Source organism: Streptomyces fradiae (assembly GCF_041270065.1).
Lineage (GTDB): Bacteria > Actinomycetota > Actinomycetes > Streptomycetales > Streptomycetaceae > Streptomyces.
In genome coordinates, this window is record NZ_CP065958.1 from 7,362,166 (window position 1) to 7,383,261 (window position 21,096).

The 21,096-nt window shown below is 73.3% G+C and carries 19 protein-coding genes; 12 read left to right on the forward strand and 7 right to left on the reverse strand.

Annotated elements, in window-relative coordinates; all coding sequences use genetic code 11:
* Window positions 1-119 precede the first annotated feature (119 nt).
* Both JAO84_RS33445 and JAO84_RS33450 read left to right on the forward strand, forming a co-directional pair.
* Window positions 120-1,439 (forward strand): YncE family protein, encoded by a 1,320-nt coding sequence (locus JAO84_RS33445; RefSeq protein ID WP_370416204.1) that lies wholly within the window; start codon window positions 120-122, stop codon window positions 1,437-1,439.
* 36 nt (window positions 1,440-1,475) lie between these two features.
* Window positions 1,476-3,401 carry a glycoside hydrolase family 5 protein gene (locus JAO84_RS33450; RefSeq protein WP_370416205.1) on the forward strand — a complete coding sequence of 642 codons (1,926 nt, stop codon included), beginning with the start codon at window positions 1,476-1,478 and terminating at the stop codon, window positions 3,399-3,401.
* A gap of 63 nt (window positions 3,402-3,464) precedes the next feature.
* Here JAO84_RS33450 and JAO84_RS33455 read toward each other — a convergent pair whose 3' ends face one another.
* The 3 genes from JAO84_RS33455 to JAO84_RS33465 all read right to left on the reverse strand — a co-directional run bounded on the left by JAO84_RS33455 (window position 3,465) and on the right by JAO84_RS33465 (window position 6,747).
* On the reverse strand, window positions 3,465-5,537 hold the full coding sequence (locus JAO84_RS33455) for a discoidin domain-containing protein (protein ID WP_370416206.1): 2,073 nt from the start codon (window positions 5,535-5,537) through the stop codon (window positions 3,465-3,467).
* Between the two features lie 153 nt (window positions 5,538-5,690).
* Entirely contained in the window at window positions 5,691-6,284 is a 594-nt protein-coding gene (locus JAO84_RS33460) for a TetR/AcrR family transcriptional regulator (RefSeq protein ID WP_370416207.1), read from the reverse strand.
* Window positions 6,285-6,327: 43 nt separating this feature from the next.
* On the reverse strand, window positions 6,328-6,747 hold the full coding sequence (locus tag JAO84_RS33465; protein ID WP_370416208.1) for a hypothetical protein: 420 nt from the start codon (window positions 6,745-6,747) through the stop codon (window positions 6,328-6,330).
* Window positions 6,748-6,919: 172 nt separating this feature from the next.
* Here JAO84_RS33465 and JAO84_RS33470 point away from each other — a divergent pair, with 172 nt between their 5' ends.
* The 9 genes from JAO84_RS33470 to JAO84_RS33510 all read left to right on the forward strand — a co-directional run bounded on the left by JAO84_RS33470 (window position 6,920) and on the right by JAO84_RS33510 (window position 17,400).
* Window positions 6,920-9,259 (forward strand): collagenase, encoded by a 2,340-nt coding sequence (locus JAO84_RS33470; protein WP_370416209.1) that lies wholly within the window; start codon window positions 6,920-6,922, stop codon window positions 9,257-9,259.
* Between the two features lie 69 nt (window positions 9,260-9,328).
* The gene (locus JAO84_RS33475; protein WP_370416210.1) at window positions 9,329-10,492 is read left to right on the forward strand and encodes an NAD(P)/FAD-dependent oxidoreductase; all 1,164 of its coding nucleotides are present in this window, start codon (window positions 9,329-9,331) and stop codon (window positions 10,490-10,492) included.
* 106 nt (window positions 10,493-10,598) lie between these two features.
* A complete protein-coding gene (locus tag JAO84_RS33480) occupies window positions 10,599-10,940 on the forward strand; it encodes a (2Fe-2S)-binding protein (RefSeq protein ID WP_370416938.1) in 342 nt (113 codons plus the stop codon).
* Complete coding sequence (locus JAO84_RS33485) at window positions 10,921-12,447, forward strand: FAD-dependent oxidoreductase (protein WP_370416211.1); 1,527 nt, start codon at window positions 10,921-10,923, stop codon at window positions 12,445-12,447. Before JAO84_RS33480 ends, JAO84_RS33485 begins: the two co-directional genes overlap by 20 nt.
* Before the next feature lie 78 nt (window positions 12,448-12,525).
* Window positions 12,526-13,440 carry a dihydrodipicolinate synthase family protein gene (locus tag JAO84_RS33490; protein ID WP_370416212.1) on the forward strand — a complete coding sequence of 305 codons (915 nt, stop codon included), beginning with the start codon at window positions 12,526-12,528 and terminating at the stop codon, window positions 13,438-13,440.
* A gap of 76 nt (window positions 13,441-13,516) precedes the next feature.
* Window positions 13,517-14,521, forward strand: coding sequence for a proline racemase family protein (locus JAO84_RS33495; protein ID WP_370416213.1), 1,005 nt, complete (start codon window positions 13,517-13,519; stop codon window positions 14,519-14,521).
* A complete protein-coding gene (locus JAO84_RS33500; protein ID WP_370416214.1) occupies window positions 14,518-15,615 on the forward strand; it encodes a proline racemase family protein in 1,098 nt (365 codons plus the stop codon). Before JAO84_RS33495 ends, JAO84_RS33500 begins: the two co-directional genes overlap by 4 nt.
* A 32-nt stretch (window positions 15,616-15,647) precedes the next feature.
* Window positions 15,648-16,634, forward strand: a complete 987-nt coding sequence (locus JAO84_RS33505; protein ID WP_370416215.1) for an ornithine cyclodeaminase family protein — start codon at window positions 15,648-15,650, stop codon at window positions 16,632-16,634.
* Between the two features lie 49 nt (window positions 16,635-16,683).
* Entirely contained in the window at window positions 16,684-17,400 is a 717-nt protein-coding gene (locus JAO84_RS33510) for a GntR family transcriptional regulator (RefSeq protein ID WP_370416216.1), read from the forward strand.
* A gap of 18 nt (window positions 17,401-17,418) precedes the next feature.
* On the opposite strand, the gene JAO84_RS33515 is transcribed toward JAO84_RS33510, so the two are convergent.
* Genes JAO84_RS33515 through JAO84_RS33525 form a run of 3 tightly spaced genes read right to left on the reverse strand, consistent with a single transcriptional unit; the run spans window position 17,419 to window position 19,764 of the window.
* Window positions 17,419-17,850 (reverse strand): PPOX class F420-dependent oxidoreductase, encoded by a 432-nt coding sequence (locus JAO84_RS33515; protein ID WP_370416217.1) that lies wholly within the window; start codon window positions 17,848-17,850, stop codon window positions 17,419-17,421.
* A 53-nt stretch (window positions 17,851-17,903) separates the two neighbouring features.
* Window positions 17,904-18,485: a phosphatase PAP2 family protein gene (locus JAO84_RS33520; RefSeq protein WP_370416218.1), complete on the reverse strand. Its 582-nt coding sequence runs from the start codon at window positions 18,483-18,485 to the stop codon at window positions 17,904-17,906.
* The gene (locus JAO84_RS33525) at window positions 18,478-19,764 is read right to left on the reverse strand and encodes a diacylglycerol kinase family protein (RefSeq protein WP_370416939.1); all 1,287 of its coding nucleotides are present in this window, start codon (window positions 19,762-19,764) and stop codon (window positions 18,478-18,480) included. Before JAO84_RS33525 ends, JAO84_RS33520 begins: the two co-directional genes overlap by 8 nt.
* A 221-nt stretch (window positions 19,765-19,985) precedes the next feature.
* Between JAO84_RS33525 and JAO84_RS33530 the strand changes: the two genes are divergently transcribed.
* Entirely contained in the window at window positions 19,986-20,423 is a 438-nt protein-coding gene (locus tag JAO84_RS33530) for a GNAT family N-acetyltransferase (RefSeq protein WP_370416219.1), read from the forward strand.
* Window positions 20,424-20,455: 32 nt separating this feature from the next.
* Here JAO84_RS33530 and JAO84_RS33535 read toward each other — a convergent pair whose 3' ends face one another.
* Complete coding sequence (locus JAO84_RS33535; RefSeq protein WP_265863619.1) at window positions 20,456-20,914, reverse strand: Crp/Fnr family transcriptional regulator; 459 nt, start codon at window positions 20,912-20,914, stop codon at window positions 20,456-20,458.
* Window positions 20,915-21,096 lie beyond the last annotated feature (182 nt).

Consider the following 21,096-nt stretch of genomic DNA (forward strand, 5'->3'; position numbering starts at 1 on the left):
CAGGGGTAACAGGCCCGTGCCGAGGGCTTGTTGAGGGTGGCAGGTCCGTGCTTCCCTCGGGGGGACCAGCCTGCTTACCGCGGGTAATGCCTTGTCCGGAGCCGGAAGAAGGAACCCCCATGCCCTCTCCCCGTGAGCCTCGTCCCCGCCCCGGGTCCCTGCGCGGCCGGGCCCGCCGGCGTCCCGTCGGCTCCCTCGCCGCCGCGCTCGCCCTGCTCGCCGCCGTCGCCGGCTCCGGTGCCGTCGCCTCCCCGGCCGCCGCGGCGCCCGCCCCCGCCCGTACCGCCGCCGACGGACTGCGCGAGGTGATGTTCGTCGGCAACAACTGGGACGGCACCGCCGATGTCATCGAGTCCGCGGGCGAGTTGCGCCGGATCGGCCGGGTGAACGTCATCCCCGACCGCGAGGAGCGGATGCGGGAGATCTACCTCGACCCGATCAAGCTGGCCTTCTTCCTCGGCGTGCGCAGCGGGCCGGGCGAGGGCCACGACCAGTTCGTCGACGACATGTACGCCACCCCCGACGGCTCCGCCATGGTGGTCTCCCGGCCAAGCTTCGCCGACGTCGTCTCCGTCGACCTGCGCACCGGGAGGATCAACTGGCGGTTCCCGGTGGCCGGTTACCGCTCCGACCACATGGCCGTCTCGCCCGACGGCACCCGGGTCGCGGTCTCCGCCTCCACCGCCAACACCGTGCACGTCCTCGACATCGTCACCGGCCGCCAGGTCGGCTCCTTCAAGACCGGCGACAAGCCCCACGAGAACGTCTTCACCTCCGACGGACTGCTGTGGAACATGTCCATCGGCGAGGTCACCACCGCGCTCGACGCGCCCTGGCTCGACTGGACCAAGGGCGACCGCAGGATCACCGTCGTGGACGCCAACACCTTCAAGACCGTGCGCGTCATCGACATGCGCGAACGCCTCGACGCCTTCGGCCGCGGCGACCTCTCCGACGCCGTGCGCCCGCTCGTCTTCACCCCCGACGAGAAGAAGATCTACTTCCAGGTGTCCTTCTTCAACGGCTTCCTCGAATACGACGTCGCCACCGACCGCATCACCCGCCTGAAGAACCTGCCCGGCAACCCGGACCTGAACCCCGACCGCACCTCCTGGGTCAACGACTCCCGCCACCACGGCCTGTCGATGAGCCCCGACGGCACCAAGCTGTGCGTGGCCGGGACCATGGACGACTACACGACCGTCGTCGACCGCGCCACCCTCCAGGAGGGCCCGCTGGTCGAGACCGCCAAGCCCTACTGGGCCACCGTCAGCGGCGACGGCCGCTCCTGCGTGGTCTCCGAGAGCGGCGCCGACCGGGTCAGCGCCATCGACTTCAAGACCGGGCAGCGGGTCGCCTCCGTCCAGGTCGGCGACCACCCCCAGCGGGTCCGGCTCGCCCACGTCCCCGCCGACTGGACCGGCCCCACGGCCCCCTGAACCCCTCGCTCCCCGCTCCTCACCCGAAGGACACCGTTGAAGAGAACACTCCTGGGGGCCGCGCTCGCCGCGGCCCTCCTGGCTGCCGGGACACCGGCCGCCGCACCCGCGCACGCCTCCGTCACGGAATCCGTGACCGCGACCGTCACCGACACCGACGCCGGCACCTCCCTCGCCGACAGCTGGCAGCCCCCGCTGAGCACCCGCGGCCGCTATGTCGTCGACGCGAACGGCAACCGCTTCAAGCTCAAGTCCGGCAACTGGCACGGCGCCCAGGGCTCCTGGAACGGCTCCGGCGACCCCGCCGACCCGGCCGCCCATCACGACGCCGAGAAGTCCGACCAGCTTCCCCTCGGCCTCGACCGCAAACCCCTCGCCGGAATTCTGGCCGACTTCCACGCCCTCGGCCTCAACAGCCTCCGGCTGCCCTTCTCCAACGAGATGCTGCACGACACCCGGCCGGTCCCGGACGCCGCCGTCGCCGCCAACCCCGAGCTGCGCGGCCGCACCCCGCTGCAGGTCTTCGACGCGGTGATCGCCGCGACCACCGCCGAAGGCTTCGCCGTCGTCCTCAACAACCACACCAACACCTCCCGCTGGTGCTGCGGACTCGACGGCAACGAACGCTGGAACACCAGCCAGTCCACCGCCCAGTGGGAGAACGACTGGCTGTTCCTCGCCCAGCGCTACAAGGCCAACAAGCGGGTCGTCGGCGCCGACCTCTACAACGAGGTCCGCCGCACGATCATGGACGACGCCAACTGGGGCTGGGGCGACGACCACGACTGGTGGGCCGCCACCCAGCGCCTGGGCGACCGCCTCCTCACCGAGGCCAACCCCGACCTCCTGATCATCGTCGAGGGCATCAACTGGCAGGGCATCCCCGCCGACGGCCTCTTCCACTGGCGCCCCACCCTGGAACCCGCCCGCACCCTCTCCCACACCCTCGTGGCCTCGAACAAACTGGTCTACTCGGCCCACTTCTACGGCTACACCGGGCCGAACCACACCGGCGCCACCGGCGCCGGCGAGACCCACGACTGGCGCTACCAGGAACTCTCCCGCGACGAACTCTTCGCGACCCTGCACCGCCAGGCCTTCTTCGTCACCGCCGACACCGAACGGCACTACACCGCCCCCGTCTGGATCAGTGAGTTCGGCATCGGCGCCGACGAGACCAACCCCCAGGCCCGCGCCTGGTTCACCAACTTCGTCGACTATCTGATCGCCACCGACGCCGACTTCGCCTACTGGCCGCTCGTCGGCTTCACCGGCCACGGACGCTGGAAGCTCCTCGACTACGACCCCGAGGGCCGGCGCTCCGGCCTCCTCGACGGCACCGACTGGCGGGCCCCCGACTGGCAGCGCCTCGTCACCGCCCCCGCCACGACCGGGCCCGTCCCGGTCACCGACACCTGGGACATGCTCGACCTGGACCACGCCGACGCCGTCCAGTCCCTGCGCACCCGGGCCGGCGGCGACTGGGACTCCGGCGCCCGCAAGGGCGTCTGCCCCGACGGGCAGCGGCTCATCGGCCTGGCCCACCGGGACGGACGCGGCCTGTGCACCGACGCCGGGGCGCGCGGACTCACCGCGCCCACCGGACCGGTCACCGTGGTCCGCGACGAGCGCTACGCGAAGGAGGGCGACTGGGCCGGCGGCTACACCAAACTCCAGTGCCCGCAGGGCCAGTTCGCGACCGGCTACAGCGTCCGCGGCCAGGCCGTCTCCGCCCTGCTCTGCACCGGAGCGAGCCGCGCCCTGCCGCTCACCGGCCGCACCCTGTGGTTCGACCGCGGCGACAACCGCCCCGCCGGGGCCTCGGGCGCCCCCGGCGGCGAGTTCGCCGAGGGCAACTACAAGGGCCAGTGCGCCACCACCGAGTACGTCGCCGGGATCGCCTTCACCGGCGCGTGGCTGAAGGGCAAGACCCCGGACGCCCTGCTCTGCCGCACCCTCTGACCCGCACATGAAGGGGCCCGCCGGACAAGCGCCGGCGGGCCCCGTGTGCGTACGGTCAGCGGATCAGCTCCGGGTGACCTTCACCTCGTACAGCGAATAGCCCCAGCCGGTGCCCCGCTTCTCGCCGTACACCCGTACGTAGCGGGCCTGCTGCGAGGCGAACTCGGCCGTGTCGTAACCGCCGTCACCGGCGTCCGTGGACCACACCGAGCGCCAGTCGGTGCCGTCGTCCGACAGCTCGATCCGGTAGGCCTTGGCATAGGCGGACTCCCAGTCGAGGGTGACCCGGCCGACCCGGCGCGACTCGCCCAGGTCCACCTGCCACCACTGGGCGTCGTTCCACTCGCTGGCCCAGCGCGAGCCGGTGTCGCCGTCCACGGCGCGGCCCGGCGAGTAGTTCACGAACGGGTTCCACCACTCGCTCGTGGAGGCCGAAGTCGGCTGACCGGACGCCAGGTTGACGCCCATCTCGTGCTTCTCGGTCGCCTTCCAGGTGCGCAGATACGACTCCGCGCCCTTCGCCAGCTCGTCCACCACACCCGGGCCGCCCGGGGTGAGCCGGATCTGCTCGACCCAGTCCGGGACCAGACCGTTGTGCGCGGCGCCGTCCTTGTTCAGGTCCCAGGTGCGCTCACCCGTCACCTGCCGGTCGAGCGTCGAACCGCCGTCGAAGCTCTTGAACGGGTACTTCACCGCGTTCGGCGCGTCCTCGCCGAGCGCGCCCGGCCAGCCGCCGACACCGTTCATGTCGGTGCCGTAGCCGAGGCCGACGCCGTACTTCTTGCGCAGGTCCGCCTTCTGCGCGGCCTCGCCGATGAAGCCCTCGGCGCCGTGCATGTACTCGGCGACGAAACCGCCGAGACGGTAGACCCGCTCGGTCCAGTCCAGGTCCATCCAGCTGTGGCTGGAGATGACACCCGGGTACTCCTCGGCCTCGAGCATGTCGAGCGCCCGGCCCGCCGCCTTCACGCTCATGTGGTCGAGCTCCAGCATCATCCCGCGCTGCATCATGCCCTTCAGGGCGTGCTCGCCGAGCCGGGTGAGGCCGCGGGTGTTGCACTGCGCGTCCGAGGCGTACGAGGGCACGGTCACGCCCGCCGGCAGCTTCTCGGCCATCGCGGGGGGCGCCGCCGCCAGCCCGATCGGGTTGTCGTGCTGCGGGCCCTTGCACTTCTCGGTCGCCCAGAAGGTGCCGGTGGACAGGAACTGGCCGATGTTCACCGCGACGCCGGTGGTGCCGCTGTCGAAGCGCACACCGCACAGCGCGTTGTCGAACTTGTGGCACAGGAACATGCTGCGCACGCCGAGGCCGTACAGCTCGTCCAGGCCCTTGTCGATGTCGGCCTGGCTGCACTGCGGGACGTCGAGGATCATCTTGCAGCCGAACGGCTCCGAGGTCTCCACGCCGAGCACGACCGCGAGCTTGCCCTGCTCGATCACCGAACGGGCCTGCGCCGCGTCCGTGACGATCCGGAACCAGCCCTTGCCCGGGCCGCCGTACATCGAGTCGACGTAGTCCTGCAGTTCGTAGGACTTGCGCGCCTCCAGGCGGATCGCGTCCATCTCGTCGCAGCCGCGGTCGCGCGGCAGGATCGAGCAGATCAGCCCGTTGGTCACCAGGTCGTTGACCAGGACCCGCTGGCCGCCGCGCCAGGCGCGCTCGACCCAGGCGTAGTAGTTCTGCTGGTGGCTGAGCGAGTTGTTGGCGGGCCAGTCCTTGAAGGTGGGCCAGCCGACCGGGTCGTGCTTGCCGTTGTCACCGCCGGTGAGGTGCTCGAAGAGGGCGCCCGAGCCGTCGGGGTAGTGCTCGGGACAGTCCTTGAGCGCCTCGGCGATCCCGGCGGTGGAGAAGGTCTGGCCGCAGATCATGCGGCCGCCGAAGCCCTCGTTGGACATCAGGTGGTTGTGCGCGTCGACGAAGCCGCGCACGTTGCCGGAGGCGTCCGTCCCCTTGAACGGGGCGCCGGTGACGTTGATCTGCGAATCGGGCGCCGGCCGTGCGGTGGGCTCCCACCACTGGCCGCCGGTGTCGGCGGCGGGGACCGGGCCGGCGCCGAAGACGACGGTGGCCAGGGCGATGAACAGGGCCACGAGGGCGAATCGGCCGCCCGGCCCGCGTGTGGATGGTCGAATCATGGTCAGCGATGCCTTCGGTCATGGGGGATACCGGGCTGCGAGCCGTCCTGGGTGTTTCTGGCGGTAACAGTGGGCTCGCGCCGAGGATCGCGGTGAACCACCAGTGAGTCAAGAGTCCGGGTCAAATGACCTGTTGACGATCGAGAGCCGCCCTCAGCCGCCGATCAGCGCCACCAGCTGATCCGCCGTCGCATCCAGGAGCGCCTCCGCCGCCTGCACGTCGCCGAGCACCAGATACTGCAGCGTCAGCCCGTCGATCGTCGCCGCGAGCACCCGCGCGACCAGCTCCACCGGCACCTTCGGCGTCACCCCGAGCACCGCGCACACCTGCCCCACCAGGACCGCGGCGGACGCCACGTACTGCTCGTACTGCGCCCGCGCCAGATGCTCGAAGCCCTCCTCGCGCAGCGCGTACTGGGTCAGCTCGTACGTCAGCATGTGCTCGGCCGGATGGGCCCGCACATGCTCCCAGTACGTCCCGAGTGCGCCCCGCACGGTCTCTCGCAGCGTCGCCCGCGGCTCCACCGCCGACATCACCCGGGCCACGTAGTTCCCGGTGATCGACCCGATGGCCGCCTCCAGGAGCTCCTGCTTGGAGTCGAAGCAGTAGTGGAAGACGCTCAGCGACACCTCCGCCTCGGCGCAGATCGCCCGCGTCGTCGCCCGCCCCACCCCGTCCCTGGCCATGACCCGGACCGCCGCCTCCACCAACTGCCGGCGCCGTTCCGCCGACGGCATCCGCCCCATGCTGCCTCCTCGCGTCGAGGCGCCAGGGTAACCGCACCGCCGGTCACATCACCGGGTACGCCCCCTGGAACGCGAGCCGCGCGTCCGCGCCGGCGCCGATCGCGTCGAGGACGCCGTCGAGCTCCAGGAACACCTCCCACCGCTCCCGCCCCGACGCCTCGGCGAGCCGCGCCACCACCAGGTCTTCCAGCGCGGGCACCCGCTTGTTCTTCCACGCCTTGTCGGCGAGGCTCACCAGCAGGTCGTCGAGGCCCACCCCGGGGGCGTCCCAAGACGCGTGGGTCGCGGCGAAGCGAGCGAGCCGGGCGGATACGCCCTCGGCGAGCAGCAGTTCGCGACCTGTGCGCTCGTGGGCCGCACCGGGGCCGGACAGCCGGATCAGGAGCTCGGCCGCGGCCTCCGGGATCGGGGGCAGTGGCGGGTCGTCGAGGGGGCCGAGGGCGAGTGAGTGCAGCGCGGGCATCGGGTCAAGGTAGCGGGTGCCGCGAACTGATGGGTGCACAAGTCTTGTCAGTGCAATTTCACATTACTATTTTACTGCTCAGCCGGTGAACCCGACATCCGTCAACTCCCGTATGAGCCAGGGGGGTTCACCGCGCATGCCGCCATCCCCCACACCCTCCTCAGGAGCCCAGGTGTCCCAGCGCAGACTCGTGCGTACCTCCCTGCTCGCCACCGCCGTCGCGGTGACCCTCCTCGCCGCGGGCCAGGCCACGACCCAGGCCGCCGAACCCGCGGCCGCCCCGGCCCCCGCGCCCGCCCAGCTCCCCGCCACGTTCGGCGCGCCCGGGCAGAACCCCTTCGACGAGGTCGCGCACCTCGCCAACCCCCGCACCGCCAAGCCCACTCCGCCCACCGCCCCCGGCGGCGCCGGGGCCAAGGCCCGGATCCCCGGCCCCGCGCCCAAGGCCAAGGGCGCGAAGGCCCGCACCGCCTTCGCCGCCGGCGTGCCCTGCACCCTCGACGGCGTCACCGGCCTCTCGCCCGAGCAGTTCGCCGACTTCCTCGCCGACCCGGCCGTCACCGCCGACGGCTGTCTGCGGAACCTCATCTGGACCTGGGACGCCCGACTCGCGCCGGTGATGTCCGACGCCCACGTCCAGGCCGTCTCGCGACGCATCTCGTCCCTCGCCGCCACCCACGACGGACGCAACTCCACCCACCTGGAGGAGATGTTCACCTACCTCCACGCGGTGGCCTACCACGACTTCTCCCGCACCGAGATCGACATCACCGACGCCCCGACCGTCGACGCCGTCCGCCGCGCCATCGCCGACTTCGGCAACGCCGCTCACACCTTCGACGTCACCGCGACCAACGCCGCCACCCTGCGCGAGGCCCTCTACATCGGCAGCGCCCCCGGCCTGCGCCAGCACCAGCTCGGCCTGATCGTGAAGGTCCTCGCCACGATGGACGGCGCGCACCCCGCGACCAACCAGGACCCCACCTGGGCGGGCGCCGCCCTCTCCGCGCTCTCCGTCAACTACCTGGGCATCTACCCCGGCAACCAGGACACCGCCTTCCACGCCGCCGCCAAGGCCGACCCGGCCTACCGCGCCGCCTTCAAGGCCTTCTCCGGCTACACCCACCTCAAGGGCACCGCCAACGCCTGGGTGGCCCGCGACGCCCTCTCCGAGTACGGCCGCTTCGGCCAGATATCCGGCCTCCAGCCCGCCATCGTCGCCGACCTCGGCGCCCTCCTCGGCCCCGTCGAGTCCGGCTTCGGCTACGGCAGCCAGCCCTGGGCCAAGATCGTCAGCTGGCTCAACACCTACGACGCCTGCGCGCCCTACAACGTCTGCAAGGCCGACATCGAGAAGCGCCTCTTCCCCTACACGTACAGCTACGACAACGGCGGCATCAAGGTCCGCACCGCCCTCGACCGGGCCACCGTCGACCAGCTCTACTACGCGAGCAAGCAGGTCAAGGCCCAGTTCCACCGCGTCATCGGCACCGACACACCCCTCACCGGCGACCCCAACAGCACCCTGAACATCGTGCTGTACGCCTCGCGCGCCGACTACGAGAACTACCACCCGCTGCTCACCGGGTACGACACCAACAACGGCGGCATCTACATCGAGAACGGCGCCACCTTCTACACCTACCAGCGGCGCGTCCCGCAGGACTCCTCGCTGACGCTCGAAGAGCTCTTCCGGCACGAGTACACCCACTACCTCAACGGCCGGTTCGCCGTCCCCGGCTTCTTCGGCGAGGGCCCCTGGTACCAGGGCGACCGCACCACCGCCATGGACGAGGGCACCGCCGAGTTCTTCGACGGCGCCACCCGCGACAACGGCATCGCCGTCCGCAAGTCCCTGGTCCGCGGCATCATCAACGACACGGCCGGCGGCGGCCCCCGCATGAGCGTGCGCCAGCTCCTGCACGCCACCTACGACGGCGACGGCTTCCGCTTCTACAACTACGCGGGCACCTTCTTCGAGTTCCTGTGGACCGAGCGCCCGAGCCTGCTCCGCGAGATGTACGGGCGCCTGCGCGCCAACGACGTCGCCGGCTACGACGCCTGGCGCGAACGCCTCAGCGCCGACCCCGGCCTCCAGGCCGCGTACGACCGCTTCCTGGACACGCAGATCGCCAAGGTCGACGACCTCTACGTGCCCAACACCACGTTCACCCCCAACGACCGGCTCACCTACTCGACCGTCGTCGGAGTGAAGACCGCCTTCCAAGGGGCCACGTACAGCAACCCGGACTGCGTCGAGAACGGCGACACCGGCAAGCGGCGCTTCATCTGCACCGGAAGGATCACGGCGAACCTGAGCAACTGGAGCAGCGACGACCAGAACTTCAAGGACATGTCCGAGACCGTCGACTACTTCATCCTCGACCGCGCCCGTGAGTCCGCGCTGAACAACCTGGCCGACATGAACTGCAGCTTCGGACCGATCGAGATCTGGTCCAACAAGGTCGCGGGCACGTCGAGCTACCGCTGCGAGGGCCCGCTCCGCAGCTGACCGACCGTCAATCGTGCCCAGGGGCAGCAGCCCCTGGGCACCGCCTGAAGAATGTGACATATTACTGCCGTGCCCAAGAGACACTCCCTGGACGCCGTGATCATCGGTGCCGGCGTGATCGGAGCCGCCTGCGCCTACTTCGCGGCCCGCTCCGGCCTCTCCGTCGCCGTCGTCGACCGCGGTCCCGTCGCGGGCGGCACCACCGGTGCCGGGGAAGGCAACCTGCTCGTCTCCGACAAGGGGACGGGCCCCGAGCTCGACCTCGCGCTGCTGTCCACGAGACTCTGGCGCGACCTGTCCGACGCACTCCCGCCGGACATCGAGTACGAGCCGAAGGGCGGGCTCGTCGTGGCGCACGACGAGCCCACCCTGAAGGCCCTCCGCGCCTTCGCCGAGTCCCAACGCGAGTCCGGCGTCCAGGCCGACGAAATCCAGGCCCAGGACCTGCCCGCACTCGAACCCCACCTGGCCCCCTCCCAAGCGGGCGGCTTCCTCTACCCTCAAGACGCCCAGGTCCAGCCGGCCAAGGCGGCGGCCCACCTGCTCGCGGCCTCTGGCGCCACGACCTACCTGGGTGAGGAGGTCACCGAGATCCTCCGTACCCCCTCCGGCACCGTCACCGGCGTCCGCACACCCCGCCGCGAACTCCTCGCACCCGCCGTGGTGAACGCCGCGGGCACATGGGGCGGCGAGATCGCCGCACTCGCCGGCGCGCACCTGCCCGTACTGCCCCGCCGGGGCTTCGTACTGGTCACGGAACCGCTGCCGCCCCTCGTCCGCCACAAGGTGTACGCGGCCGACTACGTCGCCGACGTGGCCAGCGACTCCGCGAACCTCCAGTCCTCGGCGGTGGTCGAGGGCACCCCGGCGGGCCCGGTCCTCATCGGCGCGACCCGCGAACGCGTGGGCTTCGACCGCACGCTCTCCCCGCAGGCCCTCCAGCGTCTGGCCGCCCAGGCGGCCGCACTCTTCCCGGTCCTGGCCGACGTGGATGTCATCCGGGCGTACCACGGCTTCCGCCCCTACCTCCCGGACCATCTCCCGGCCATCGGCCCGGACCACCGGGTGCCGGGCCTGTTCCACGCGTGCGGCCACGAGGGAGCGGGCATCGGCCTGGCCCCGGCGACGGCGGCACTGATCGCGGCGGCCCTCACGGACTCCGAACCACACCTCCCCCTGGCACCCTTCGCACCACACCGGGACTTCAGCGGACACGGCGGGGAAGCGGAATGAGGGACGGAAGTGGGGGCCGTGCAGGGGGCCGCGTTCGGGACGTAAAGCGTGATTTGTGGCGCGGATCCAGGAGCCTCGATCTCACCAGGGCCCGACCGCGCCGTAAATCATGCAGTCCCGGACGCGGCCACCGGAGCGGCCACCACGCACCCACCCACCCACACCGGAGCACCCCGTGTCCTACAAGCTGACCTTCGACGGCCGTGAACTCCCGGCCCAGGAGGGCCAGTCCGTCGCCGCCGCCCTCTGGTCGGCCGGCATCCTCGCCTGGCGCACCACCCGCACCAACGGCGCGCCGCGCGGCGCCTTCTGCGGCATCGGTCAGTGCTACGACTGCCTCGTCACCGTCAACGGACGCCCGAACCAGCGCGCCTGTCTGCTGCCCGCCCGCCCCGGCGACACCGTCACCACCCAGGAAGGAACGGGCCGTGCCGCGCTCGAAGACTGAACTGGCCGTCGTCGGAGCCGGCCCGGCCGGACTCGCCGCCGCCGTCACGGCCGCGGACCTCGGCCTGACCGTCACGCTGCTCGACGCGGGTGCCCGCCCGGGCGGCCAGTACTACCGCCACCCCGCGCCCGCGCTCGCCGCGACCCACCCGCAGGCGGCGGCCCCGCACCACGACCGCCGCACCTTCACCACCTTGCTGAGCCGCCTCCGAGCCCACCAAGCGGCGGGCCGCATCGCGTACGTTCCGCACCACCACGTCTGGTCGGTCACCCGTGCCGACCCCACCCGTACCGACCCCACCTGGACCCTCCACACCCGCACCACCGAATCGGCCCCCACCTCCGTCACGGCTCCACTCGCCGTCACCGCCCCCGCCGTGCTCCTCGCCACCGGCTCGTACGAGCGCCACCTCCCCTTCCCCGGCTGGACCCTCCCGGGCGTGGTCGGCGCGGGCGGCGCGCAGGCGATGCTGAAGGGCGGCCTGGTGCTCCCGGGCCGCCGGATCGTGGTGGCCGGCAGCGGCCCGCTCCTCCTGGCCGTCGCCGGCTCGCTGGCCGGCGCCGGAGCCCGGGTTCCGGCGGTCGTGGAGGCCGCCGCGTACACCGGCTACGCGACCGGCGGCGCGGCCGCCACCGCCGCGCTCCTCCGCAACCCGGCGAAGCTCGCCGAGGGCGCCCGCCACGGCGCCGCGCTCCTGCGGGCGCACACCCGCCTCCTCACCCGCCACGCCGTCGTCGAGGCGCACGGCACCGACCGGGTGGAGGCCGTCACGGTCGCCCGCCTGGACCGTGACTGGCGCCCGGTGCCCGGCACATCCCGCCGCATCCCGTGCGACGCGCTGGCCGTCGGCCACGGCCTGGTCCCCGAACTGTCCCTGGCCACCGCCCTGGGCTGCGCCACCCGTACGGCCCCGGACGGCACGGTCGCCCTCGCGCTCGACGCGGACCTGCGCACCTCGGTCCCGGGCGTCTGGTCGGCGGGGGAGACCGGCGGCATCGGCGGCGCTCAACTCGCTGTCGCCGAGGGCGCCTTGGCGGCCCACTCCATCGCGCAGGCACCCGCCCCGACCCGCCTCCGCCGCACCCGCACCCGCCTGCGCGCCTTCGCCGACGTGATGGGCGCCGCCCACCGCCCCGGCGCCGGCTGGCAGCACTGGCTGCCCGACGCGACGGACGTGTGCCGCTGCGAGGAGGTCCCGGCGGGCCGGATCCGCGAGTCCCTGGCGGAGCTGGGCGCGCGCGACGCACGGACCGTCAAACTGCTGACCCGTGCGGGCATGGGCTGGTGCCAGGGCCGCATGTGCGGCCCGGCGGTGGCGGCGCTCTGCGCGGCGGCAGGCGCGGGCGCCGGCACAGACACCGGCACAGACACCGGCACAGACACCGGCACAGACACCGGCACAGACACCGGCGCAGAGGAGACGGCGCCCGCCCCCGACCGCCGCCCCCTCGCCTGCCCCGTCCCGCTCCGCGACCTCGCCCAACTCCCGCTGCCCGCAGCGGATTGATCACGTCCGGCCCGCCGGCCCTCTTGTGGCCGACCCGCACCCACCAATAAAATGTCACACACTACTAAGGAGCTGTTGATGAGCGTCACCACCTCGCACTGGACCCCCACCCGCCCCTGGCGCGGCATCATGGTCGCCACCACCCTTCCCCTCCGCCCCGATCTCTCCGTCGACTACGACGCCTATGCCGAGCATGTGCGCTGGCTGATCGACAACGGCTGCGACGGTGTCGTCCCCAACGGCTCGCTGGGGGAGTACCAGACCCTCACGCCGGAGGAGCGGGCCCGGGTGGTCCGTACGGCTGTGGAGGCGGCCGGCGACGGGGCGCGGGTGATGCCCGGGGTCGCCGCGTACGGCAGCGCCGAGTCCCGCCGCTGGGCGGAGCAGGCCGCCGAGGCCGGCGCCGGATCCGTCCTGCTCCTGCCGCCGAACGCGTACCGGGCCGACGAGTCGGCGGTGCTCGCGCACTACGCGGAGGTCGCGGGCGTGGGCCTGCCGGTCGTCGCGTACAACAATCCCATCGACACCAAGGTCGACCTGACCCCGCCGCTCCTCGCCCGGCTGCACGCGGCCGGACACATCGTGGCGGTGAAGGAGTTCAGCGGCGATGTGCGCCGGGCTTACGAGATCGCCGAACTCGCCCCGGACCTCGACCTGTTGATCGGTGCGGACGACGTCCTGCTGGAACTGGCCCTGGCCGGTGCGGTGGGCTGGATCGCCGGATACCCGAACGCGCTGCCGGCCTCCTGCGCCACCCTCTACCGCGCCGCCACCGCGGGCGACCTCGCCACCGCCCTGCCGCTCTACCGGGCGCTGCACCCGCTGCTCCGCTGGGACTCCAAGACGGAGTTCGTCCAGGCCATCAAGGCCTCGATGGACCTCGCCGGCCGCCACGGCGGCCCGACCCGGGCGCCGCGCCTCCCGCTGACCGGGGCCACGGCGAGCGCCGTGCGCGCCGCCACCGAAAAGGCCCTGGCCGACGGCCACCACTGAGGTGCCACCACCGACCGGCCGTCACTGACCGGCCATCACTGAGACGGCGTCACCACTGACCGGAGGGAACCGACCCATGCGCACCCGTCACGTCTTCCACGCGGTGGACTCGCACACCGAGGGCATGCCCACCCGGGTGATCACCGGCGGCGTCGGGGTGATCCCCGGCGCCACCATGGCCGAGAAGCGGCTGCACTTCATCGAGCACCTGGACCATCTGCGCACGCTCCTCATGTACGAGCCGCGCGGCCACGCGGCCATGAGCGGCGCGATCCTGCAGCCGCCCACCCGCCCCGACGCCGACTACGGCGTGCTGTTCATCGAGGTGTCCGGGCTGCTCCCGATGTGCGGCCACGGCACGATCGGCGTCGCCACCGTCCTCGTCGAGACCGGCATGGTGCCGGTCACGGAGCCCGTGACCACGGTCCGGCTCGACACCCCGGCCGGACTGGTCAGCGTGGACGTCCGTGTGGAGGACGGCGCGGCGACCGCCGTGACCCTCACCAACGTGCCCGCCTTCTCGGTCGGCCTGGACCTCAAGGCCGAGGTCCCCGGCTTCGGCACGGTCACCTACGACCTGGCCTACGGCGGCAACTTCTACGCCTTCGTGGAACTCGACGCGCTCGGCCTGCCCTTCGACCGGGACCGCAAGGAGGACCTGCTCGCCGCCGGGCTCGCCCTGATGGACGTGGTGAACGCGGGCCCGGACCGCCCGGTGCACCCGGAGGACCCGGCGGTGTCCGGCCTCAAGCACGTCTACCTCGCCGCCCCCGGCTCCGACGCCCGCCGCTCCCGGCACGCGATGGCCATCCACCCCGGCTGGTTCGACCGTTCCCCGTGCGGTACGGGCACCAGTGCCCGGATGGCGCAGTTGCACGCGCGCGGACTCCTGCCGCTCGACACGGACTTCGTCAACGAGTCCTTCATCGGCACCGAGTTCACCGGCCGGCTCGTCCGCGAGACCACGGTCGCCGGCCGGCCCGCCGTCGTCCCCACCGTCACCGGACGCGCCTGGATCACCGGCACCGCCCAGTACTTCCTCGACCCCACCGACCCCTTCCCCGCGGGATTCCTCCTGTGACCGTCACCCCTTTCCCCGCACCCTTCACCGGGGTGCGCACCACCGACTACCACACGGCCGGCGAGCCCTTCCGCATCGTCGACCTCGCGGACCTCACCGGCTCCGGCCTCCCGCCGGTGCCCGGCGACACCGTCGCCGAACGCCGCGCCACCCTCCTCACCCCGCCCCGGCCCGGCAGCGACGCCGGTCACGGCGGGGGCACCGACCCGCGCCCCGGCCCGCACGACGACCTGCGCCGGCTGCTCGTCCGGGAGCCGCGCGGCCATGCCGGGATGTACGGCGGGCTCGTCGTCCCGCCGGACGACGACGGCGCCCATCTGGGCGTCCTGTTCTGGCACAAGGACGGCTGGTCCACGGCCTGCGGGCACGGCACCATCGCGCTCGGCGCATGGGCGGTCGACTCCGGCCGGGTCGCCGCGCCCGCCGACGGCGACGTCCAGGTCCGCATCGACGTGCCGTCCGGCCGGGTGACCGCGACCGTGCACCGCGCGGGCGGCCGCACCACCGGGGTCACCTTCCGCAACGTGCCCGCGCGGGTCGCGGCCCGCAAGGTGCCGGTCGCCACGAGCCTCGGCACGGTCGAGGTGGACCTCGCGCACGCCGGCGCCTGCTACGCGGCGCTGCCCGCCGCCGCGCTCGGCCTCGGCGTCGAGCCGGCCGGGCTCGCCGCCCTGACCCGCGCCGGTCAGGAGATCCGTACGGCGCTCGCGGGCCACCCGGCGACCCGTGATCCGGCGGACCCGCGGCTCTCCGGGGTGTACGGCGTGATCCTGTACGAGGAGCTGCCCGACACCCCGCGCGGCCCGCACCAGCGCAATGTCACCGTCTTCGCCGACGGCCAGATCGACCGCTCGCCCTGCGGCTCCGGCACCTCCGCCCGGCTCGCCCTGCTCGCCGACGAGGGCCGCCTGACGGAGGGTGAGGAGCTGACCCACACGTCGATCGTCGGCACGGTCTTCACCGGCCGTGTCCTGCCGGCGCGGCCGGGCGCCACCGGTAGGGTCACGGAGGTGACCGGCACCGCCCACCGCACCGGCGAGCACCGCTTCGTGCTCGACCCGGACGACGCCCTCGGCACGGGATTCACCCTGTGACCCCCGATACCCCTGAGGCCCCCGATGCGCCTGTGAACCACGCGGTCCCCGAGGCCTCCGAGAACCCCACCCCCCTCGTCCTCGACGCGGCAGCCGTGACCCGGCTGCTGCCCCCGGCCGCGGCCGCCGACGCGCTCGCCGCGGCCCTCCGCGACGGGCTCGACCCGGAGTCCGCCGCGCCGCGCAGCGCGGTGCCGGTGCCGGCCGGTGAACTCCTGCTGATGCCCGCCGCCTCCGCGTCCTGGGCCGGGGTGAAGGTCGCCGGAGTGGCGCCGGGCAACCCGGCCCGCGGCCTGCCCCGGATCACCGGCAGCTATCTGCTCCTGGACGGGCCGACCCTGCGCCCGGTGGCCGTCCTCGACGGCGCCGCGCTCACCACCCTGCGTACCCCAGCGGTGTCCGCCCTGGCGATCCGTCACCTCACGGCGCCCGGCCGCCCGGTGCGGCTGCTGCTCTTCGGCTCGGGGCCGCAGGCGTACGGGCATCTGGCGGCGGTGCTCGCCGAACGCGAGGTCACCGAGGTCGTGGTGGTGGCCCGCGACCCCGGCCGGGCGGCCCGGCTCGCCGCGCACGCCCGGGAGCTCGGCGTGCCGAAGGCCCGTACGGGCACGGCCGGGGACGTGCCGGACGCGGACCTCGTGGTGTGCTGCACCACCGCCCGTACCCCGCTCTTCGACGGGCGGCTCGTCGCGCCCGGCGCCACGGTCGTCGCCGTCGGCTCGCACGAACCGGACGCGCGCGAGACCGACTCGGAGCTGGTGCGGCGGTCCGCCGTCTACGTGGAGTCGCGGGCCGCCGCGGCCCGCGAGGCCGGTGATCTGCTGATCCCGGAGGCGGAGGGGGTGATCGGCCCCGGCCACCGGGCCGGCACGCTGGCCGAACTGGTCAGTGGCCGGGCGGCCCCGCCCGGCCCCGCCGTTCCCCGTCTCTTCAAGAGTGTCGGCATGGCCTGGGAGGACCTCGCCGTGGCCGTCGCCGTGTACGGCGCGGCCCGTACCGACTACGGCAGGTCCGGCTGAGAAACGTGACATTGTACGCTGTCCTCCGGCGAGTTCTCGGAGGATCAGCGTGGGTGACCTGAAGCAGCACAGTCTCATCAAGGCCCAGGAGCGGCTCCGCGACCAGGTCGGCCACGCCTTGCGCGCCGCCCTGATAGCGGGCGAACTCCGCCCGGGCAGCATCTACTCGGCGCCCGGACTCGCCGCCGAACTCGGCGTGTCGGCCACCCCGGTGCGCGAGGCGATGCTCGACCTGGCCCGCGAGGGCCTCGTCGAACCCGTCCGCAACAAGGGCTTCCGCATCACCGAGGTCAGCGAGCGCGAGCTCGACCAGTGCACCGAACTGCGCACCCTGATCGAGGTCCCCACGGTCGGCCGGGTCACCGAGACCGCCACCGAGGAGCAGCTGGAGGCGCTGCGCCCGCTCGCCGAGGAGATCGTCACCAACGCGCGCGAGCACAACCTCATCGGCTATCTGGAGGCGGACCGCCGCTTCCACCTCACCCTGCTCGGTCTGGCCGGGAACGACCGCCTCGTCGAGACCGTGAACGACCTGCGCAAGCGCTCCCGGCTGTACGGACTGACCGGCCTCGACGAGGCGGGCAAGCTGGTGTCGTCGGCGGAGGAACACGTGGAGCTCCTCGACCTGATGATCGCCGGCGACCGGCAGGGCGCCGAGGAGTGCATGATGCGCCACCTCGGCCATGTGCGCTCGCTGTGGGCCGAGGCCCGCGACGAGCCGGTCGAGCGCCCGGCCGGCCGCCTCGGCCCGGTCCGCAAGAGCTGACCGGGCCGCACGCCGGACTCAGCGCAGGGACTGTCCGTAGACGTGGTCGACGGACATCCGCATCAGCACCCGCCGGTCGGCGACCATCACCGCCCGGTACTCCTCCCAGTCGGGGTGCTCCCCGGCGGCCAGCCGGTAGTACTCGACGAGTGCCTCGACCTCGGGGCCGTACGGGTCGGTGCCCGGCCCGGTCAGCGTGACCGTGCCCTCGGCGGTCGCCCACGCCCGGCCGTCCTGGGCGGTCACCTCCAGGGCGGCGCGCGGGTCCCGGCGCAGATTGGCCGTCTTGGCCCGGCCCTCGGTCATCGACACGTACAGCGTCTCGGTCTTCGGGTCGTAGAACGGCATCACGGGGGACAGCTGCGGCCGTCCGTCCGCCTTCAGGGTGGCCAGGACGCCGAGGCGGCTCTCGGCGAGCAGGGTGCGGGTGTCGAACGAGGAGGTCGTCATGTCCTTCTTCAAGTCCCTTGAGGAGCCCGGTTGTTCCCGCCGGCGCGGGGGGGTCAGTACCGTTCCGGCAGCAGCGCCTCGGTCGCGGCCAGCGAGGTCACCGCGGCGGCCAGGCCGAGGACGGCGCCGGCGGCGACATCACCCGGGTAGTGGACACCCGTGTGGACCCGTGAGTAGCCCACGGCGCTCGCCAGGATCCCCAGCGGGACCGCCATCGGCGGCAGCACCACGCCCACGGCCGTGGCGAAGGCGATTGCCGACGCCGTGTGCCCCGACGGGAACGAGGCCGACGAGGGCATCGGCACATGCCGCGCCACGATCACCCGGGCCGCCTCCCGGTCCGGCCGCCGGCGCCGTACGAGACGTTTGCCGAGCAGGTTCGCCGAGACCGAGGCGATCGCGATCGCGCCGGCCCCGGCGACCGCCGCCCGCCGCGCCCGGCCGCCCGCGAGAGCGAGCGCCCCGGCCACCGTGAACGAGATCTTGGAGTGGTCGGCGGCGGCCGAAAGGAGTCGCAGCGCCCGGTCCAGGGTCGGGGTGGGCGTGGCGGCGACCGCCGCGTACAGCGCGCCGTCGATCGCCCGCAGATCGGCGAGCACGGCGCGGACGGTGTCCGGGGGAGCGAGCTCAGTCATGGGAGGTCCTTCCTCGGCGCGGGCCGAAGGCGAGCGCGACGACCCGGCGCCAGCTCAGCGGCGGAGCGGCGGGCAGGGTGCCCGGCCGGTCGCGCGGCACCAGGACCCGCAGGGCCCTCGGCCGCAGCGTGCAGACGACCGGCGCCGGCAGGGTCAGGGCCTCGCCGTCGACGGCCACCGCCAGTTCGGTGGACGCGGAGCCGACCTCGACCCGGCGGGCCGTCAGCACGTTCAGACCGGCCGACTGCGCCCCGCGCACCGCGAGGTCCGCCGCCTGCGCGGCGCCGTCCACCCGGATGCCGACCACGCCGAGCGCGCCGCCGTCGAGCCGGGGCCGCTTGCCGCCGCCGAAGGGATCGGGCGAGTTGTACGGGTTGTTGGAGACGAGCAGCGCCTGCTGGTCGGGCAGCTCGGTGGCGTCGGCCCGTGCGTCGAGGCGCCGCCCCGAGCCGGCGGCGAGCAGGTCGGGCATCATGCTCAGCGCCGTCTCCGCCTTCGCGTTCCGGTACTCCGGGCGCTGCACCACGTCCGCGTACACCCCGAAGGACACGGTGTTGACGAACGGCCGCCCGGCCACGTCCCCGAGGTCCACCCGCAGCTCCTCGCCGTCGGTGAGCGCGTCCAGACAGCGCGACGGGTCGGCGCGGTCCAGGCCGAGGTCCATCGCGAAGTGGTTGCGGGTGCCCGCGCTGATCACCAGGAACGGCAGGTCGTGCTCGGCCGCCACGGCCGCCACCAGGGCCTGGGTGCCGTCGCCGCCCGCCACCCCCAGCAGGTCCGCCCCGCCGGCGACGGCGGAGCGGGCCAGTTCGGCCGCGTCCGGGAACGCGCCGCCCGGCTCGGCAGGGGCGAGCAGCAGCACCTTCGCGCCCAACCGCTCGGCCTTCCCGACCAGGTCGAACTTCTCGACCTTCCCGCCGCCGGACTTCGGGTTCATCAGGAGCACCGGCCGCGCGGGCCGCGCGGCGGGCCGCGCCCGGTGCCCGAGGCTCGGCCGGTGCAGGGCCCGGCGGGCGCAGAACAGGGCGACGCCCCACAGCGCCAGGGCGGTCAGCGCCGACGGCCACAGCCCGCCCGCCACGTACAGGAGCATGACGCCGACCGGTGTGCCGGCCGCGAGCAGCGCGCCGAGGAACCGCACCGGGCCGCGGTGTGCCAGGAACCACCAGACGCCCGCCGCGGACAGCGCGAGCCCGGCGAGGCCGCTGAGCACGATCAGGACGCCGCCGTCGCCGAACGGCAGGAACAGCGTGAGCACGGCGACGACGGCCGCCAGCATCGCGCAGCGCGCGAGCAGCCGGGACCGGGCCGCCGCCCGTGCCCGCGCGGGATCGTCCGTACTCACCCTCGGCCTCCCCGTGTCGACGCTCCCAGCCTGCGGTCCGCCGGGGGAGCGCACCGCCCCGGGCGCCCGTTCGGGTGACGGCTTGGCATGATGCCTCCGCGTGTCCGTCCGGATACCGATTGTGGCACGGGCGGATAGGCGACAAGATCGCTCAGGTGCGTGAAGAAGCGAAGCTCTCGGACGGGGTCGTCACCCTGTCGCCCCTCGGCCCCGACGACCCGGGCCGGACCTCTGCCCCCCACCCCTGGGAACCGTGGCGCGCCCACGGCCCCGTACGGATCCTCGGCATCCGCGCCGGACGGCTCGTCGGCACCGTCGAGCTGCGCCCGGCGGCCGCCGGGTTCGCCCGCGGCGACGTCGACCTGTGCGTCTCCCTCCGGCCCGAGGCCCGCGGCCGCGGCCTCGCGACGCGGGCCGTGCTGCTCGCCTGCGACCACGCCCGGGCGGCGGGCGAAGCACCCGGTGCCGCCGCCGGTGCCGGTCCCGGGGCCGTGGCCCGCCGGGCCGGCTTCGCCCGGCGCGGCCAGATCAGCCGCGCCGACGGCGCCCTGCTCGACTGGCACGTCAAGGAGCTCCGCACACCGGAGGGCTGAACCAGGCCGTACGGGGAGATGCCGTACGGGGGTCAGGCCAGGATCCCGCTGCCGTGCGGGGCGTACAGGTCGAGCAGCCGGACCCGGGTCACCTGGAGCCGGTGGGCGAGGATCTGGCCGACCCAGAACATCACCGACGAACCGAACTCCGGATCAGTCCGGCACATCGACCGCACCGCCGCACCGTCGAACTCGTAGGCCCTGACCGGCGTCATCGCCTCCGCGCCCGACTGGCACAGATACGGCGGGAACAGCCACGACAGGCCCACCAGCTCGCCGTGCCGCAGCGTCTCGATGACGGGCGCCCCGCGCCCCGGCACCCTGGCGTCCAGGGTGACCGCGCCCGTCTTCACGATCCAGAAGCGGTCGGCGCGGTCCTGTTCCTCGAACAACCGGTCGCCCGCCTCGAAGTACACGTCCTCGGCGAAGGCCATCAGACGTTCCCGGTGCTCGGGCGGGAGCGTGCTGACCTTGGGTGCGGCGGCGCTCATGGCGGGCCTCCTCTGCGCGGTGGCGGCGTGCGTCCCGCCTCCAGTGTCCGCCGCCCGCGCCCCGTGCGCAGACACCGCACCCGGGCCGTCACACGGACGCCGTACACGCGTCGCGACGCCCCCCGAACGGCCGGTGGCGGACCGGTCACCGCCCGCATACGGTGAGGCCACGGGACGCGGCC

What these genes read in the sequence shown, in the direction of transcription:
- JAO84_RS33445 (WP_370416204.1), top strand. Translation starts at nt 120, where the DNA reads ATGCCCTCTCCCCGTGAGCCTCGTCCCCGCCCCGGGTCCCTGCGCGGC.
- JAO84_RS33455 (WP_370416206.1), bottom strand. Translation starts at nt 5,537, where the DNA reads ATGATTCGACCATCCACACGCGGGCCGGGCGGCCGATTCGCCCTCGTG.
- JAO84_RS33460 (WP_370416207.1), bottom strand. Translation starts at nt 6,284, where the DNA reads ATGGGGCGGATGCCGTCGGCGGAACGGCGCCGGCAGTTGGTGGAGGCG.
- JAO84_RS33465 (WP_370416208.1), bottom strand. Translation starts at nt 6,747, where the DNA reads ATGCCCGCGCTGCACTCACTCGCCCTCGGCCCCCTCGACGACCCGCCA.
- JAO84_RS33490 (WP_370416212.1), top strand. Translation starts at nt 12,526, where the DNA reads ATGAGCGTCACCACCTCGCACTGGACCCCCACCCGCCCCTGGCGCGGC.
- JAO84_RS33495 (WP_370416213.1), top strand. Translation starts at nt 13,517, where the DNA reads ATGCGCACCCGTCACGTCTTCCACGCGGTGGACTCGCACACCGAGGGC.
- JAO84_RS33515 (WP_370416217.1), bottom strand. Translation starts at nt 17,850, where the DNA reads ATGACGACCTCCTCGTTCGACACCCGCACCCTGCTCGCCGAGAGCCGC.
- JAO84_RS33520 (WP_370416218.1), bottom strand. Translation starts at nt 18,485, where the DNA reads ATGACTGAGCTCGCTCCCCCGGACACCGTCCGCGCCGTGCTCGCCGAT.
- JAO84_RS33525 (WP_370416939.1), bottom strand. Translation starts at nt 19,764, where the DNA reads ATGCTGGCGGCCGTCGTCGCCGTGCTCACGCTGTTCCTGCCGTTCGGC.
- JAO84_RS33535 (WP_265863619.1), bottom strand. Translation starts at nt 20,914, where the DNA reads ATGAGCGCCGCCGCACCCAAGGTCAGCACGCTCCCGCCCGAGCACCGG.